Below are 16,767 nucleotides of genomic sequence, written 5' to 3'. Positions count from 1 at the left end.
TCAATCCCACTGCGGCGCCAGGCCGTCCGGGTTGGCCAGGCGTTCGCCACGCTCCAAGGTCGCCATCTGCGCCATCTCGTCCGGCGACAGGGTGATGCGCTGGAAATGCAGGTTCGCTTCCAGGTTGGCCCGTTTGGTGGACGACGGGATCACGGCAAAGCCCTGCTGCAGCGACCAGCTCAGGGCCACTTGCGCCGGCGTCACGCCATGTTTTACCGCGATGGCCATGATGACGGGATCGACGACCACCTTGCCGTACGCGAGCGGCATATAGGCCGTGATGTGGATGCCCTGGCTGCGCGCAAAGTCGATGACGGTGCGGTTTTGCAGGAAGGGGTGGATTTCGACCTGCTGCGTGGCGATTTCAGACGCGCCCACCGCAGCGATGGCTTGCCGCAGCTGCGCGTTGGTGAAATTCGATACGCCGATGGCTTTCGTCAGTCCCTGCGCCTTGGCGTCCGCCAGCGCCGCCATGTACTCGGCGACGGGAATGGCGTCCTGCGGCGACGGCCAGTGGATCAGGGTCAGGTCCAGCTGCTCCAGCTGCAGCTTGTGCAGGCTGTCCTTCAGGCTGGGAATGAGTTTATCGCGCTGCAGGTTCTCGATCCATATCTTGGTGGTGACGAACAGTTCGTCGCGCGGGACGGGGCTGGCGGCGATCGCCTGGCCCACTTCGGCTTCATTGCCGTAGATTTGCGCCGTGTCGATATGGCGGTAGCCGACGTCCAAGCCCGTGGTGACGGAATCGATGACGACCTGGCCCTGCAGGCGGAAGGTGCCCAGGCCGATTTCAGGGATGGCGGTGCGATTTGTGGTGGCGTTCATGCGGTAATCCTCTCAAGTCAATGTCGATGGCCACACTATGCGCCCATCCTTTATTGAGAAAAATACCGCTGATATCAAATCATATTTGACCCACAGGCAAGTAAGGCCATGCCCATGCAGGAAATCGGGGAAAAGTCGCAGCCGGCTCTTGCATTCCCGTTTTGGTCTGCTATAATTCGCCACCTTGGCCTGGTAGCTCAGTCGGTAGAGCAGAGGATTGAAAATCCTTGTGTCGGTGGTTCGATTCCGCCCCGGGCCACCAAGAATTCGTTTTACATTCAAAAACGCCACCTTCGGGTGGCGTTTTTGTTTATGGACTGTCTATACAACACGCAGGCCGTTTCCGGCCCGCAACCACTCCCCCGGCGCCGTCAGCGCCGGGCAAACATCCCTCTTACCACATCAAATCATCAGGAATCTGGAACGCCGCATACGGATCGTCCTCGTCCACTTCCGTGCTGGCCTGTTTCACGCGCACGACGATGGCGGGGTCGCGTTCGGCGATCTTGTCGGCGATGATGCGCGGCACCAGTTCCACGGCGCCGTTCAAGCAGATGATGACCAGGCGGCCCGCCACCAGGTGGGCTTGCACGGCGGCCGTCACGTAGATGCGCTCGATCTTGTTATTAAATGTAAAGTTGTACGGCACGTCGCCGTTGTTGCCCTTGCTCTGGCGATTCTTTTGCACCATTTGCGCGATCTGCGCCACGATGGCCTTCTGGTTGGCGGCCGCGTCGCGCTGGGCGTTCAGTTCGCGCGCCCGCTCGGCATTCTTGCGCTGGGTCTCGAGCGCGGCCAGGCGCACCTCGTCGACGCTTTGCGTGCCGCTCTTGCGCTCGTCCTTTTTCTGCTTGCTCTTGTCCTGGTTGGCCAGCTTGACCTTCTTCTTGTCGACCAGGCCGGCCTTTAAAAACTGCTCTTGCAACGAGACCATAACTACTCCGTATTGAGGGTGCGCCGGCCAAGGCAGCGGCATCGGCCGGTGGAAAGACGCTAGCATAGCAAAAAACAGGGGCGCTGCCGCCGCAAGATGGCTGCCCGGGCCAACTGGCGGGCGCCTTCTGCCTGCCAGTAACAAAAAGACACACTCGAGTGGAAATTTTGTTGATAAATGTCATATAGTTAGTTACGTTTTGCATATCGGCATTCTCTGCCGATTGCATCGCCCCCTTCCACCGACTGCGTCTACAAGGATTTGCCATGAAACAATTAATCGCCCTCTGCATCGCCGCCGCGTTTGCCAGCACCGCCTTTGCCGCCGCACCGGAAGCGGCGCCCGTCGCCAAGACGGCCCAACAATCGAAGATGACGACCTGCAATGCGGACGCCGCCGGCAAGAAAGGCGATGAACGCAAGACCTTCATGAAGGAATGCCTGAGCGCCAAGCCGGCACCGGCCATGACGCAGCAAAACAAGATGAAAGCGTGCAATGTCGACGCCAAGGACATGAAGGGCGATGCCCGCAAGGCCTTCATGAAGGAATGCCTGAGCGCGCCGAAGAAATAAGCGCCTCGCCTGTTTGCCCCACAACGCCAGCGTCGACGCTGGCGTTTTTTTTACGGCGATGCGTACGCCTGCATGAGGCGGTCAAGGAAACCGAACAGCTGGCCGTTCATGGCGTGCCAGTCGTGGCTGCGCAAGACCGCTGGCGGCTGCACGAAGCGGTGCGGCTCCAGCATGGCCAGTTCGGCTTCCGACGCGGCGATCAGCAATTCGACCACCTCCGGCGTGAACTCCATATGGCACTGGAAGCCGTACACCAGCTTGCCGTATTCGATGATCTGGCGGGGGCAACCTTCGCTACAGGCGATGACCGTCGCGCTGTCGGTCAGGCCCGGCATGTCGCTATGCCAATGTCCGGTTTCCAGCACCTCGCCGAAATGGGCAAACTTGTCGTTCGCCCGCCCTTCCGCCGTCAGCATGACGGGAAACTTGCCGATCTCCTTTTCAGGGCTGTGCGCCTGGCGTGCTCCCAGGGCTGCGCCTATCAGTTGCGCCCCCAGGCAGACGCCGACGACCGCCTTGCCCGCCGCCGCACATGCGGCGATCAGGGCCTGTTCGGCTGCGGCGTCGAAATGCGGGCATTCCTCGCGCGTCGTCGACGGCGACTGCGGCCCGCCCATGACGACCAGCAGGTCGATGTCCGCGATGGACGGTGGCAGCGGCTCATGGGCATGGACGCGGGAATACGTGGCCGCGTAGCCGCGCTCGCGCACCCATGTCTCGTAGGCGCCCGGCGCCTCGAACGCTTCATGCACGATGAAATGGACTTTCATGATGTTCCCTTTCTGTGGCGAGGAATTAAAAAACTATGGCCTTCCCAGCACCTGGGCCAGCACGCCGGCGAACGCCTCCGCGCCCGCTTCATCGATGGTCGACACGGTGATCCGCAATCCCTGCGCCGGCGCCTGCACGCCGAACGCTTCACCACCGCGCACCAGCCAGCCATGCCTGGCCAGCGCCAGCACGGCCGCCTGGCTGCTGCCCGGCAGCGGCAGCCACAGGTTCAAGCCATCGGCAGGACTGGCGCAGACCAGGCCTTGCGCCGCCAGCGCATCGGCCAGGATGCCGCGGCGGCGCGCATAGTCTGCGCGGGCCAGAGCCACCTGCGCCAGCACGTCGGGCGACGACAGGCAGGCGCTCACGGCATCCTGCAAGAGATGGCTGACCCAGTTCGTGCCGGGCGCCAGGCGCAGGCGCAGGCGGCGGGCGGTCTGCCCGTCGCTGGCGACGACGGCCAGGCGCAGGTCGGGGCCGAAGATCTTCGACACCGAACGGACCAGCGCCCAGCGCCGGGCGGCAGGGGGAATCACGTCCCGGTAGCCGGCGATGGACAGCAGCGAAAAATGGTCGTCAACGATGACCAGCACGTTCGGATAGGCGGCCAGCACCGCGCGCAGCTGAGCCGCGCGCGCCGCGCTCAGGCTGCAGCCGGTCGGATTGTGCGCGCGCGGCGTCAAAATGACGGCTTGCGCGCCTTGCGCCAGCGCCCGTTCCAGCGCTCCGGCCTGCATCCCCTCGGCATCGACCGCCACGCCAACGGCGTGCAGCCCCGCGATGCGCAAGGTGTTGATGCTGCTGACGAAGCAGGGGTCTTCCACGGCCACCTTGTCGCCCGCGACCAGGTACGCGCCCAGCAGGCGCTCGACCGCATCGACCGCCCCATTCGTCAGGGTGATGTCGTGCCCTTCCGGGCAATCGTCGGCCAGCCAGCGCCGCGCCAGGGCTTCCAGCGCCGGGTCCAGCGTGGCCTCGCCATACAGGCGCGGGCGGTAGGGCTTGCGCGCCAGGGCCGCGCCGACATCGGGCAGCCAGGCCAGGTTCGGATTGCCGCCGCCCAGGTCGGCCAGCGGCGAGCCGGGCAGCAGGCCTTCCTGCTCGCCGGGATCGCGCTGCGCGCGGATGGCCGTGCCCAGGCGCCCTTGCGTGACCGCGATCCCGGCCGTCACCAGGCGCTTGTACGCCAGCGACACGGTATTGCGGTTGACGCGCAAGGTCGCCGCCAGCTCGCGCACGGTCGGCAGCGCCTGGCCCGGCGGCAGTTCGCCCGCCTGCGTCAGCGCGCGGATGCTGTCGAACAGCTGCGCCGCGGTTTTCCCCGTCATCTTCATGATGGTCTCAGACATGATATATTTTGGCATAGGACAATCATACATCACTGCGGCGACTCCTGCCGCTCATAAGGCTGACACAAGGCTGACACATGAACAATGACACTCCCCTGCCCACTCCCACCATGCACGCGCAGCATGGGCGCTGGCCGCAAGCCGTTTCCGTGGACGACTTCCGCCGCAATCTGGCGGCGGTGCATGCGCGCATGGCGGCCGCATGCCAGCGGGTCGGGCGCGATCCGGCCGGCGTGCGCCTGTTGCCCGTTAGCAAGACCAAGCCCGAGGCGAGCCTGCGCCTGGCCTATGCCGCGGGTTGCCGCCTGCTGGGGGAAAACAAGCCGCAGGAAGCGGGCCGCAAGTGGGAAGCGATGGCGGACCTGGCCGACCTGCAATGGTCGGTGATCGGCCATTTGCAGACCAACAAGGCCAAGCTGGTGGCGCGCTTTGCCAGCGAGTTCCAGGCCCTCGACAGCCTGCGCGTGGCCGAGGCGCTGGAACGGCGCCTGCAGGCGGAAGGGCGCGGGCTCGACGTATTCGTGCAAGTGAACACCTCGGGAGAGGCCAGCAAGTACGGCTTGCCGCCGGACGAAGTGGCCGCCTTCCTGCGCCAGCTGCCCGCCTTCCCGGCGCTGCGGGTGCGCGGATTCATGACGTTGGCCCTGTTGTCGACGGAAGCGGTGCCCGTGCGCCGCTGCTTCGTGCTGCTGCGCGAACTGCGCGACCGGCTGCGCCAGGACGCCCCGCCTGGCATCAGCCTCGACGAGCTGTCGATGGGCATGTCCGGCGATTATGAAATCGCCATCGAAGAAGGCGCCACCGTCGTGCGGGTCGGCCAGGCCATCTTCGGCGCGCGGGACACGCCGGATAGCCACTACTGGCCCACGGCGCAGACGGAGTAGGCGGCCCGACGCGCCCCGCAGGTAGCCGCGCAGTCAACCATGCCGAATGATCAAGATGACATGCATAAAGATAGCGCGTAATATTTTTACCATACTGCTCAGCTCGGCAGCACAGCTCCTGGGGAAAGGACGGCAGCGTGGCCGCGTCAAACGATCTCGCGCACTGGCGCGGACAGATTTTTTCGCGCCTGCTGCAGGTAGTGTTGCTGCTTGGCATCATCACCGCCATTCCCAGCGCCTTGCTGGCGGCGCGCGAAGCTATCTGGTCCATAGTCGCCCTCGACGTGCTGGCCATCGGCTGGGTCGGTCTCATCTGGCATCTGCGCGCCATGCCCTACCGCTGGCGCGTGTGGCAATTCCTCATCGTCGCCTACCTGGTGGGCGTGGGCCTGCTGTTGAAAATCGGCCCCGTCAGCCAGATCTACATGATGCTCATGCCCGTGCTGGCGGCCCTGCTGCTGGGGATGCGGCCAGCCTTGTCGACCCTGGCCCTGACTTCGCTGACCATCTTTTTCCTCGGCTTGCATCCCGACGTCGCCCTGCACGTGCAGGGCGTGCCCGACTCCCCCGTGCTGCGCGCGCTGATCGTGGCCCTGAACTTCCTGTTCATCGCCGCCGTGCTGACCCTGTCCTGCGCCTTCCTGCTGCGCCACCTGGAACGCAGCAGCCAGGCCCTGTCGCAGCTGAACGCCGACCTGCGCTTGACGGCCACGGCGCTGGCCCGCCTGAACGACATGGTGATGCTCGCCGAAGTGACCGATGCCCCCGACGGCGCGGCGCCGGCCACGCGCATCATCTTCGTCAACGACGCCTTCGAGCGCAGCAGCGGCTATGCGCGCGCCGAGGTGCTGGGCCGCAGCCTGCTGTTCCAGCAGGGCCCCGCCACCGATGCGGGCGAACTGGCGCGCGTCGCCGCCGCCATGGCCAACGCCCAGCCGGCCAGGGCGGAATTGCTCAATTACAACAAGGCCGGCAAGGCGTACTGGGTCGAAGCGGAACTGGCGCCGTTCACGGATGCGGACGGCAAGCAGACGCACTGGGTGGCCGTCGAGCGCGAAATCGACGAGCGCAAGAAATCGGAAGCGGACATCCACCGCCTGGCCTTCTACGACGTGCTGACGGGCCTGCCCAACCGGCGCCTGCTGATGGACCGCATCGGCCACCTGCTGGCCGCCGCGCCGCGAGGAAATACCATCAGCGCGCTGATGTTCATCGACCTCGACCACTTCAAGCACATCAACGACGCGCGCGGCCACGCCACCGGCGACGCGCTGCTGCGCCTGGCCGGCGAACGGCTGGCGCAGCTGATGCGCAAGGCCGACACGGTGGCGCGCATCGGCGGCGATGAATTCGTCGTGCTGCTGGCGCACCTGGCCGAAGACCTCGACAGCGCCGCCCGCGCGGCGGCCCAGGTGGCCGAGAAAATCCGCGCCGCCATCGCGCGCGACTTCGATATCGACGGGCAGTCCTATCATTGCAGCGCCAGCATCGGCGTGACCCTGCTGCCGAAAGCGGGCCAGCAGGCGCACGACCTGCTACGCGAAGCGGACATCGCCATGTACCGCGCCAAGGCGGAAGGACGCAACGGCATCGCCTTCTTTGAAGCGGCCATGCAGGCGGGCGTGGAACGCCGCCTGACCCTGGAACGGGCGCTGGCGCGCGCCCTCGATGCCCATGCACTGTGCATGCACGTACAGCCGCAGGTCGACCGCCATGGCCGGGTGACGGGCGCCGAATTGCTGATGCGCTGGCCGCAGGCGGACGGCAGCCATATCGCGCCCGGCATCTTCATTCCCATCGCCGAGGAATCGGGGCTGATCGTCAGGCTCGGGCACTGGGCCTTGCGCGAGGCGTGCCGCGCCGCCGCCATGCTGGCGCGGGCCGGGCAGCCCGTCGCCCTGTCCGTGAATGTCAGTCCGGCCCAGTTTCGCCAGCCCGATTTCGCCGCCCGCGTGCAGGCGGCGCTGGCCGAACACGGCACGCCGGCCGGCGCCCTGATCCTGGAACTGACGGAAGGCCTGCTGATCGACCAGCGCGATGCCTCGCTGGCGCGCATGCGCGAACTGGCGGCCCTCGGCATCCGCTTTTCCATCGACGATTTCGGTACCGGCTATTCCAGCCTCGCCTACCTGACCTCGATGCCGCTGTACGAACTCAAAATCGACAAGCGCTTCATCGACGACACGCCGCACGATGCGCGCGACACGGCCATCGTGCAAGCGATACTGGCCATGGCGCGCCACCTGGGCTTGCGCGTGGTGGCCGAAGGCGTGGAAACGCAGGAGCAGGCCGACTTCCTGGTCACCCACGATTGCGACGGCTTGCAAGGCTACCTGTATGCGCGGCCCATGCCGCTGAACGACTTTCCCGCCTGGCTGGCCCGGTATCAGGCTTAGCTTTCCGACATTTCCTGCACGAAACTCCTCCGCTAGAATACCGGCCTCATAGCCTGTACCTTCACCATCCCCTTTGATTAAAGTGATCCCCGATGCGTCTGGTTCTTCCCCTGCTGCCGCTCCTGCTGCTCTCTCTGCTCCCCGCCGCCCATGCGGCCCCATCCACCGCGCCCACGCCCATCACCCTGGACCAGGCCATGGCCGATCCCGACTGGATCGGCACGCCCGTCGAAGCGGCATGGTGGGGCTGGAATGGCCAGCTCTACTACAAGCAGAAACGCCTCGGCTCGCCCCTGCGCGACACCTATCAATTACCGGGCGCGAACGCCAAATTCAATAGCGGCAAGAAGGTCGACGACGCGCAGCTGGCCAATCTCGACGGCCAGCAGATGGTCGTCAACCGCTCCGGCACGCGCGCCATCCTGCTGCGCAACGGCGACTTGTTCGAGCGCGACCTGAAAAGCGGCGCCTTGACGCAAATTACGCGCGGCGTCTCGGCCATCAGCGACCCGCAATATTCCGCCGACGGCGCCGCCGTGCAATACCGCAGCGGCACCGACTGGTTCAGCTGGAGCCGCGCGGAGCGCCTGAGCGCCCCCGTCGCCCTGCTGCGCGCCGCCAAGGACCCGGACGCCACACCGGAAGCGGACGCCCTGCGCGACCTGCAGCTGCGCCTGATCGTCAACCTGGCGCGCCAGAAGGAAGACCGCGACGCGAGCCGCGAACGCCGCCATGAAGAGCGCCGCCTGGACGCCACGCGCGCACCGGAACCGATCTACCTGGGCGACAAAGTCACCATTTCCGGCAGCGCCCTGTCGCCGGACGGCCGCTGGCTGCTGTTCGTCACGCAAGACAAGGCGGCCGAGAAGGGCAAGCTGGGCAAACTGGCCCGCTACGTGACGGAAACGGGCTACCCGGACGTCGATGACGAGCGCACGCGCGTGGGCCGCAACATGCCGATCGCGCAAAGCCTGAAGCTGGCCGACCTGCGCACGGGCACCGTGCGCGAGATCGGTTTCGACAGCCTGCCCGGCATCGCCAGCGACCCGCTGGCCAGTCTGCGCGCCGAACAGAAGCTGCCGCCCCTGAAAGGCAACCGCGCCGTGCGCATCGACGCCCAGCGCGACGGCATCGCCTGGACCGATGACGGCAGCAAGGTGGCCGTGCGCATCCGCGCCGTCGACAACAAGGATGGCTGGCTCGCCAACGTCGACCTGGCCAACGCCGCCCTCGTGCCCGTGCACCGCATCAGCGACACGGCCTGGGTCAACCGCCGCGCCGACGAATTCGGCTGGCTGCCCGACAACACCACCCTGTGGTATCTGTCCGAGGAAAGCGGCTACGCCCACCTGTACACGAAGACGGGCGCGGCCCCGGCGCGCGCGCTGACCAGCGGCCAGTGGGAAGTGAGCGCCGTCGAATGGAGCCGCGACGGCAAAACCGCGTATTTCATGTGCAACCGGCAGGCGCCAGGCACGTATGAAGTGTGTGCCAGCACGGCCAAGGAGGGCGGCGCGCGCGAAGTGACGAATTTGAAAGGCGTGGAAAACTTCGGCCTGTCGCCCGATAACGGCAAGCTGCTGCTGCGCTATTCCACCAGCTATATGCCAGCCCAGCTGGCGACGATTTCCGTTGCCGGCGGCAAGGCCAATATCCTGACGGATACGCGCAGCGACGCCTTCAAGGCGCGCAGCTGGGTCATGCCGGAACTGGTGCAAGTGCCGTCCACGCATGGCGCGGCGCCGATCTGGGCCAAGCTGTACCGCCCGGCCCAGCTGGAAGCGGGCAAGAAATATCCCATCGTCATGTTCGCGCACGGCGCCGGCTACCTGCAGAACGTGACCGAGCGCTATCCCGTCTACTTCCGCGAACAGATGTTCCACAACCTGCTGGTGGAGCAGGGTTACATCGTGCTCGACGTCGATTACCGCGCCTCGCTCGGCTACGGCAGCGCCTGGCGCACGGCCATCTACCGCCAGATGGGCCATCCGGAACTGGAAGATTTCATCGACGGCGCCAACTGGCTGGCAGCCCGGCACCAGGGCGACATCAAGAACGTGGGCATCTATGGCGGCAGCTATGGCGGCTTCATGAGCCTGATGGCCCTGATGCGTGCGCCGGAAATCTTCAAATCCGGCGCCGCGCTGCGTCCCGTGACGGACTGGACCACCTACAACCACGAGTACACGGCGAATATCCTGAACACGCCGGACGTCGATCCTCAAGCGTATAAAATCTCGTCGCCGATCGAATACGCCGACAAACTGACGGGCAATCTCTTGATCGCCCACGGCATGATCGACGACAACGTGTTCTATCAGGATTCCGTACGCCTGTCGCAGCGCTTGATCGAGCTCAAAAAGGATAACTGGGAAATGGCCAGCTACCCGATGGAGCGCCACGGCTTCGTGCAGCCGGAAGCGTGGTATGACGAGTACCGCCGCATCTATCAGTTGTTCCAGAGAACATTGAAATAAACCCCGATGCCCGCTTGATGCGGGCATTTTTCATGGACTCATTCAGTCAAACGGCACGGGCCGCGGCGTCGTGTCCGACGATGGCGGCAGGATCGGCAGCACGATATGCGGCTGCTTGCCCGTCAGGGTTTTCAGGAAGGCCACCAGCTTGCCATTTTCATCGGGCGTGAAGGTGCGGCCCAGCTGCAAGCGGCCCATCACGTCGACGGCTTGCGTCAGGGTTGCCGCCTCGCCATCGTGGAAGTAGGGATACGTCAGCTCCACGTTGCGCAGGGTCGGCACCTTGAAATTGAAGCGGTCCGCATCCTTGCCCGTCACGGCCGAGCGTCCCTCCGCCGTCATCGCCGTCTTGTACGGCTCGACGACGCCCATCTTCTGGAAGGTGTTGCCGCCCACGGCGGGACCGTTATGACAGGCGATGCAGCCGCTCGATTTGAACAGCTGGTAGCCGGCCAGCTCGTCTTTCGTCAGCGCGCTCTTCTTGCCCGACAGCCATTGGTCGAAGCGGGAACCGGGCGTCACCAGCACTTCTTCAAAGGCGGCGATGGCGCGCGTGACTTGCTCGATGGTCAGCTTATCCTGGCCAAACACTTGCCTGAACTCCGCGCGGTAGGCGGGAATCGAGGCCAGCACGTCGATGGCAAGCTCGTGCGTAAAAGCCATCTCGCCGGGATTGGCGATGGGACCGCCCGCCTGCTCCTGCAAATCCTTGGCGCGGCCATCCCAGAATTGCGCCACGTTCATGCTGGAATTGAGCACGGTAGGCGAATTGATGGGTCCGCGCTGCCAGTTGTGGCCGATCGACGTCTTGATATTGTCCGTGCCGCCCATGCTCAGGTTATGGCAGCTATTGCAGGAAATAAAGCCCGAACGCGACAGGCGTGGATCGAAAAACAGTTTCTTGCCCAGCTCGACCATGGCCGGATTGGCCACCTTGGCGGCGGTGATCGGCTGGATCGGTTCCTTGTCGGCGGCATGCAGCACGTTGCCGAAAGTCAGGCTGGCGATGAAGAGGAAGGGGGATAAGGTGCGGCGCATAGTCTAACTCCTGGAAACATTCCCGAATCGGCGGCGCGCGCCGGCGCGGGAATGCAGCGCACCGGCCCGGTTGCCACCCGTACATCGCTGATTGGATGTTGATTTATATTAACTTTGACTAGTTAATAAGGAAAATGACCGGGATCAAGGTTCTGCCCAAGTGCGAATCGCGCTTGCCATTTACGCAAGCGTGGCACATGATGAGCGCATGCAAACGCCAACCTACTCCGCCCTGCTGCGCGCCGCGTGCGCCAGCTTCCTGCTGCTGGCCGCCAGCGCCTGCGGCAGCGCCCCCACGCAAGATGATGCGCCGCCCGCCCCCGGCAATGCCGGCTTGCTGGCGCAGATCCAGGCGGAAGTGGGCGCCGCCGCTTGCGATTCCACCCAGCAATGCCAGACCATCGCCATCGGCGCCAAGGCTTGCGGCGGCCCCGAGCGTTATCTGGCGTGGTCCAGCAAAAGCAATGACGGCAAAAAACTCAAGGCACTGGCCCAGGCGCAAGCCGAGGCAAGCCGCAAACAGCAGCAGGCGGACGGCATGATGTCGACCTGCTCAATCATCACGGACCCGGGCGCCACTTGCCAGGCAGGGCGCTGCGTGCTGCAAAAGAGCGGCCTGGGCGGCAGCTCGGCCATGTAAAAAAGCCGCTGATTCAGCGACTTATGAGGCTCTATAACAGTTCAGTCAGGACTGCAATTGCAAGGTCTTGACGATCTTGCTTTCCACCTTCTCGCCCGCGCCCGACATGGCATTCTTGCTTTCCTTGCGCAGGAGCAATAAATGGTCGCCGCTGACGCCATACTGGCGCGTCTCGTCCGTCTTTTGCGTAAAGCTGATGACGACAAAGGCGCGCCCGCTCACATCCACGTGGAAATGGCTGGCCAGCGGCGTGCCGTCCGCCGCGATCCACACATCGAGGCCGCCTTCGAACTTCTTCACATACTTGCGGTCTTTCTCAGGCACCTTGTCGAGCGACAAGGTAAAGCTGAGCAGGCGCGCCGGCTTGCCCTTGTAGCTATCCATTTTTTCGCCGCTGAACACGGCTTCCTCGATTTCGCGCGACAGGGCATCCGCCGCCGACACCATGGAGCGCAGCTCCGTCGCCTTCATTTCCCCCAGCGCAAAGCCGATCGGCGCCTTGGCCTTCGGATCCTTCACCTTGGCGCGCTGCTCGGCCTCCACTTTCGCCAGCACCTCCTTACTGTACAGCACTTGCAAGCCCGACGGCCCGCCCTCGACCGCCACCGTGGCCTGGCCGCTATCCTCTTCCGCCGCCTTGCCCTCGCCTTCGCGGCGCCAGGTTTTCGATTCGACCTGCGCCTTGATCGGCATCTGCCCCTGCAAGCGCGCCAGCGCCGCGTTCAACTCGGCCAACCCGTCGGCCCGCGCCGCGCCGCACAACAAACCGAACAAACCCGCCACCGCCAGGCCTTGCACTCCAATACGTCGCTGCATCGCCACATCCCTTTCGGTCATACAAGGATGCCAAAACACCATGTTTTGGCCATCTGTTGCATTTGAACACAGCCAGCTCTGGTCAGGTGGAAAGTCTTTCTGCTATAATTCGCCGCCTTGGCCTGGTAGCTCAGTCGGTAGAGCAGAGGATTGAAAATCCTTGTGTCGGTGGTTCGATTCCGCCCCGGGCCACCAAGAATAAAATAACGCCACCTTCGGGTGGCGTTTTCTTTTGTCCGGCACCGCCGTTCCCCCTCTGGCAAAACCATACGCGTGACTTTTTTCTGTCGCCGCCGAACCCATTGTGCGAGAATGCCCCTCCCCCCTGGATGGTGCGCATGATGATCAGACTCGCCGCAATCACAACTGGAATGACACTGCTGCTGGCAGCTTGCAAGCCCGCGGCCACGGCGCCCGCGCATGACATTCCTGCGGCAATGCGCCAGACCGCGACCACCCTGCTGCAGTCGAAACTGCTGCACGCGACCTCGATAGCCGTCGTTTATCGCGGCCAGGAGTTCATCCTGCATCAAGGCGAGCTGGAGACCGGCAAGGCCAATCCGCCGAACGATACAACGCTGTATGAAATCGGCTCAGTCAGCAAAACCTTTGCCGGCCTGCTGCTGGCGAACGCGGTGCTCGATGGGAAGGCGGCGCTCGACGATCCCATACAAAAATACCTGCCCGCCGCCTACCCGAACCTGCAGTCGCAGGGGCAGCCCGTGCGCTTGCGCCATCTGATCACGCACACCAGCAATATGCCGGGCATGCTGCCATTGCAGGTGAACACCGTATTGCAGGATTTCACGGCACACGCCACGCCGGCAAAGCTCAACGCAGCCTATGCCAACTACGGACAACCCCAATTCTGGCAGGACTTGCATACAGTCAACATCAACGGTCCGCTGGGCAAGGACTACGCCTATTCCAGCGCCGGCACCGAACTCGTTGCGCACGCGCTCGAAACCATCTACGGCATGCCCTATGAAGTGCTGCTCACGCAATTTCTCGCGCGCGAAGCCGGCATGCACGATACCAGGCTGAAAATCGCAGCCCAGGATGCCGGCCGGCTGGCGCCCGGCTACCACAGCGACAATCCCGTCATCACGACACCGATGCCGCAACTGCCCTGGGGGGCCGCCGGCAACCTGAAGTCGACCATGCCGGATATGGCGAAGTACCTGCGCCTGCAATTGGGCAACCATCCCGCCGTCGTTGAATCGCACAAGCCGCTGCTACGCTTTCAGGATGACTTCAGCATTGCCTATTTCTGGAACATCGGCACGAATCGCCAACTGGGCACGCATTACGTCCACCATGGCGGCGTGCCGCGTGCGCAAGGCTACGCCTACATCGTTCCCAAATATCAGCTCGGGGTCTACATCATCACCAACCAGAGCGGCGACGCCACCGCCGGCGCCATGGAAAGCGCGCTGGCGCATATCTTCGACACCGTGGCATCCATGGAAAGCGCGCAGTAGGCCGGGCCTGGTTTGGCAAACCCATGTGCCGCTGCTTCGATTCCGCCCGGGGCCAGCAAGCATTCAGCAAGCCATGACAAAAAAACCAACCTTCAGCCTGGCTTTTTTCATCGGCACTGTCACGCTGCCGGGCTTCGCCCCTATGCGCAGTACCGCACAGTAACATCGGCCGCATCGGCCTACTCTGTTGTCATGACACAGGGAGATATCGCATGCTGACGATCATACTGATGCTGGCCCTGCTGGGCCTGGCTTTACTGTTTGCGCCCGGCCCCGTGCGCCGCGCCTTGCTTGCGCCGCACCTGCTCGCGCTGTTCAAGCGCATCTTGCCGACCATGTCCGAGACGGAACGCGACGCGCTCGAGGCGGGCACTACCTGGTGGGATGCGGACCTGTTTTCCGGCCGGCCCGACTGGCCCAAGCTGCTGGCGTATGGCCGCGCCATGCTCACCGCCGAGGAGCGCCACTTTCTCGAGCACGACGTCGAGCGGCTGTGCGAACTGGTCAACGACTGGGAAACGCAGCAGCAACTCGACTTGCCACCGCAAGCCTGGGACTACATGAAAAGCCAGGGTTTCCTCGGCATGATCATCCCGAAACAATACGGCGGCAAGCAATTCTCCGCCTACATGCATTCGCAAGTGGTGATGAAGCTGTCGAGCCGCTGTTCTGCCCTGGCCGTGACCGTGATGGTGCCCAATTCGCTGGGGCCGGCCGAACTGCTGTTGCACTACGGCACCGAAGAACAGAAGGATTACTACCTGCCGCGCCTGGCCGCCGGCACGGAGATTCCCTGCTTTGCCCTGACCAGCCCGTATGCCGGTTCCGACGCGGCCGCCATTCCCGACCTGGGCGTCGTGTGCATGGGCATGCATGAAGGGCGCGCCACTGTCGGTTTCCGTCTTACGTGGAACAAGCGCTACATCACCCTGGCGCCCGTGGCAACCTTGCTGGGCCTGGCATTCCAGACCAGCGATCCCGACCATTTACTCTCCGACAACGATGCGCCCGGCATCACTTGCGCGCTGATCCCCGCCAGCCACGACGGCGTGGTGATCGGCCGCCGCCACCATCCCTTGAACGCCGCGTTCCAGAACGGTCCCACGTCCGGTCAAGATGTCTTCATCCCCATCGACTGGGTCATCGGCGGCCAGGCGCAAGTGGGGAAAGGATGGCGCATGCTGATGGAGTGCCTGGCCGCCGGCCGCGCTATCTCTCTGCCCTCGTCCAGCGTCGGCATGGGCAAGATGGCCGTGCGCGGCACCGGCGCATATGCGGCCGTGCGGCGCCAGTTCAACATGCCCATCGGCAAGTTCGAAGGGGTGCAGGAAGCGCTGGCCCGCATGGGCGCCAACCTGTACCTGATGGATGCGGCCCGCACCCTGGCCGCGCACGCCGTCGACCTGGGCGAAAAGCCGGCCGTCATTTCCGCCATCGTCAAATACCACGTCACGGAGCGGGGCCGCGCGCTCGTCAACGATGGCATGGACATTCTCGGCGGCAAGGGCATCTGCGTGGGACCGAACAATTTCCTCGCCAGCGCCTACCAGCAAATCCCCATCGCCATCACCGTCGAAGGTGCCAACATCCTCACGCGCAGCCTGATCATCTTTGGCCAGGGCGCCATCCGCGCGCATCCGTATGTGCTCAAGGAAATGGCCGCCGTCAGCGAAAGCGACGGCCGCAAGGCCGTGCGCGATTTCGATGCAGCCTTCTTTGGCCACGTGGGCTTTGTCCTGGGCAACCTGGCACGGGGGCTGTGGTACGGCCTGGGCGGCGCGCGCCTGGCAGCCGTGCCCGACGACGGCGCCGCGGAACTGGCGCCCTATTACCGCGCCCTGACGCGGCTGTCGACAGCGTTCGCCGTCATGACGGATATGTCGATGTTCGTGCTCGGTGGCGAACTCAAGCGCCGGGAACGGCTGTCCGCCCGCCTCGGCGACGTGCTGGCGCAGCTGTACCTGGCGTCGTCCGTGCTGAAGCGCTACGAGGACGATGGCCGTTTCGCCGCCGACCTGCCCTACGTGCACTGGTCGCTGCAAGATGCGCTGGTCAAGGCCCAGCAAGGCTTGACGGGCGTGCTCGATAATTTCCCCGCGCGCGGGCTGGCCGTGCTGCTGCGCACCCTGCTGTTTCCGTTTGGCCTGCCAAACCGTCCGCCATCCGACGAACTGGGCAGTGAAGTGGCGCTGGCCCTGCAAACGCCGGGCGCCGACCGCGAACGGCTGCTGGCCGACGGCCATGTCGCCAGCGACGCCGCCAATCCCGTGGCCTGCGCCGAGCGGGCGCTGGCCTTGCTGCCCGACGTGCTGCACATCGAAAAACGCCTGAAAGACACGCCCGCAGGCGCGGCCCTGCGGCACTTGCCGCAAAGCCTGTCCGCCATGCAACAGTGGCTGGCCGCAGCCAAGGCGGCAGGCGCCGTCAGCTGCCAGGAGCACAATACCTTGCTGGAATATGCGCGCCTGGCCGATGGCGTGATCCAGGTCGACGATTTTCCGGCCGAGGCGGCGCAGCCAGCACACTTGCCGGTACACGAGGCCGATACCGGCAGCCGCGCCGCCTAGGCGAATTTGCGACCTAT

Annotated in this window: 13 protein-coding genes and 2 tRNA genes; 9 read left to right on the top strand and 6 right to left on the bottom strand. The window is 64.4% G+C overall.

All coding sequences use genetic code 11. The features are described 5' to 3' along the window. Positions 1 to 825, bottom strand: coding sequence for a 2,5-didehydrogluconate reductase DkgB (gene dkgB, locus O3301_RS14705; RefSeq protein ID WP_305056721.1), 825 nt, complete (start codon positions 823 to 825; stop codon positions 1 to 3). 186 nt (positions 826 to 1,011) lie between these two features. Between dkgB and O3301_RS14700 the strand changes: the two genes are divergently transcribed. Continuing rightward, positions 1,012 to 1,087: transfer RNA gene (locus O3301_RS14700), tRNA-Phe, on the top strand. Positions 1,088 to 1,219: 132 nt separating this feature from the next. Here the strand turns inward: O3301_RS14700 and O3301_RS14695 are convergent. Further along, entirely contained in the window at positions 1,220 to 1,759 is a 540-nt protein-coding gene (locus O3301_RS14695; protein ID WP_077399286.1) for a DUF2058 domain-containing protein, read from the bottom strand. 266 nt (positions 1,760 to 2,025) lie between these two features. On the opposite strand from O3301_RS14695, the gene O3301_RS14690 reads away from it, so the two are divergent. Further along, positions 2,026 to 2,331 (top strand): PsiF family protein, encoded by a 306-nt coding sequence (locus tag O3301_RS14690; RefSeq protein WP_046682222.1) that lies wholly within the window; start codon positions 2,026 to 2,028, stop codon positions 2,329 to 2,331. Positions 2,332 to 2,381: 50 nt separating this feature from the next. On the opposite strand, the gene O3301_RS14685 is transcribed toward O3301_RS14690, so the two are convergent. Both O3301_RS14685 and ptsJ read right to left on the bottom strand, forming a co-directional pair. After that, the gene (locus O3301_RS14685) at positions 2,382 to 3,101 is read right to left on the bottom strand and encodes a hypothetical protein (RefSeq protein WP_289905618.1); all 720 of its coding nucleotides are present in this window, start codon (positions 3,099 to 3,101) and stop codon (positions 2,382 to 2,384) included. A gap of 33 nt (positions 3,102 to 3,134) precedes the next feature. Next, positions 3,135 to 4,436, bottom strand: coding sequence for a transcriptional regulator PtsJ (ptsJ, locus tag O3301_RS14680; protein WP_305056738.1), 1,302 nt, complete (start codon positions 4,434 to 4,436; stop codon positions 3,135 to 3,137). A 92-nt stretch (positions 4,437 to 4,528) separates the two neighbouring features. On the opposite strand from ptsJ, the gene O3301_RS14675 reads away from it, so the two are divergent. The 3 genes from O3301_RS14675 (at position 4,529) to O3301_RS14665 (ending at position 10,208) form a co-directional block, all read left to right on the top strand. Further along, complete coding sequence (locus tag O3301_RS14675) at positions 4,529 to 5,335, top strand: YggS family pyridoxal phosphate-dependent enzyme (protein WP_305056720.1); 807 nt, start codon at positions 4,529 to 4,531, stop codon at positions 5,333 to 5,335. Between the two features lie 137 nt (positions 5,336 to 5,472). Continuing rightward, on the top strand, positions 5,473 to 7,731 hold the full coding sequence (locus O3301_RS14670; protein ID WP_305056719.1) for a bifunctional diguanylate cyclase/phosphodiesterase: 2,259 nt from the start codon (positions 5,473 to 5,475) through the stop codon (positions 7,729 to 7,731). Between the two features lie 92 nt (positions 7,732 to 7,823). After that, positions 7,824 to 10,208 carry a S9 family peptidase gene (locus O3301_RS14665; protein WP_305056718.1) on the top strand — a complete coding sequence of 795 codons (2,385 nt, stop codon included), beginning with the start codon at positions 7,824 to 7,826 and terminating at the stop codon, positions 10,206 to 10,208. A gap of 42 nt (positions 10,209 to 10,250) precedes the next feature. Here the strand turns inward: O3301_RS14665 and O3301_RS14660 are convergent, their stop codons facing one another. Further along, on the bottom strand, positions 10,251 to 11,246 hold the full coding sequence (locus O3301_RS14660) for a cytochrome-c peroxidase (RefSeq protein WP_099665580.1): 996 nt from the start codon (positions 11,244 to 11,246) through the stop codon (positions 10,251 to 10,253). A gap of 208 nt (positions 11,247 to 11,454) precedes the next feature. On the opposite strand from O3301_RS14660, the gene O3301_RS14655 reads away from it, so the two are divergent. Then, the gene (locus tag O3301_RS14655; protein ID WP_099665581.1) at positions 11,455 to 11,886 is read left to right on the top strand and encodes a hypothetical protein; all 432 of its coding nucleotides are present in this window, start codon (positions 11,455 to 11,457) and stop codon (positions 11,884 to 11,886) included. A 45-nt stretch (positions 11,887 to 11,931) separates the two neighbouring features. Here O3301_RS14655 and O3301_RS14650 read toward each other — a convergent pair whose 3' ends face one another. Continuing rightward, on the bottom strand, positions 11,932 to 12,702 hold the full coding sequence (locus tag O3301_RS14650; protein ID WP_305056717.1) for a hypothetical protein: 771 nt from the start codon (positions 12,700 to 12,702) through the stop codon (positions 11,932 to 11,934). Positions 12,703 to 12,821: 119 nt separating this feature from the next. On the opposite strand from O3301_RS14650, the gene O3301_RS14645 reads away from it, so the two are divergent. The 3 genes from O3301_RS14645 (at position 12,822) to O3301_RS14635 (ending at position 16,750) form a co-directional block, all read left to right on the top strand. Then, a tRNA-Phe gene (locus O3301_RS14645) sits at positions 12,822 to 12,897 on the top strand. A gap of 134 nt (positions 12,898 to 13,031) precedes the next feature. Then, positions 13,032 to 14,183, top strand: coding sequence for a serine hydrolase (locus tag O3301_RS14640; protein ID WP_305056716.1), 1,152 nt, complete (start codon positions 13,032 to 13,034; stop codon positions 14,181 to 14,183). Between the two features lie 212 nt (positions 14,184 to 14,395). Continuing rightward, positions 14,396 to 16,750: an acyl-CoA dehydrogenase gene (locus O3301_RS14635; RefSeq protein ID WP_305056715.1), complete on the top strand. Its 2,355-nt coding sequence runs from the start codon at positions 14,396 to 14,398 to the stop codon at positions 16,748 to 16,750. Positions 16,751 to 16,767 lie beyond the last annotated feature (17 nt).

It is taken from the genome of Janthinobacterium sp. SUN211 (assembly GCF_030587315.1).
GTDB lineage: Bacteria > Pseudomonadota > Gammaproteobacteria > Burkholderiales > Burkholderiaceae_D > Janthinobacterium > Janthinobacterium kumbetense.
This window is presented reverse-complemented; position numbering and strand designations above follow the sequence as displayed.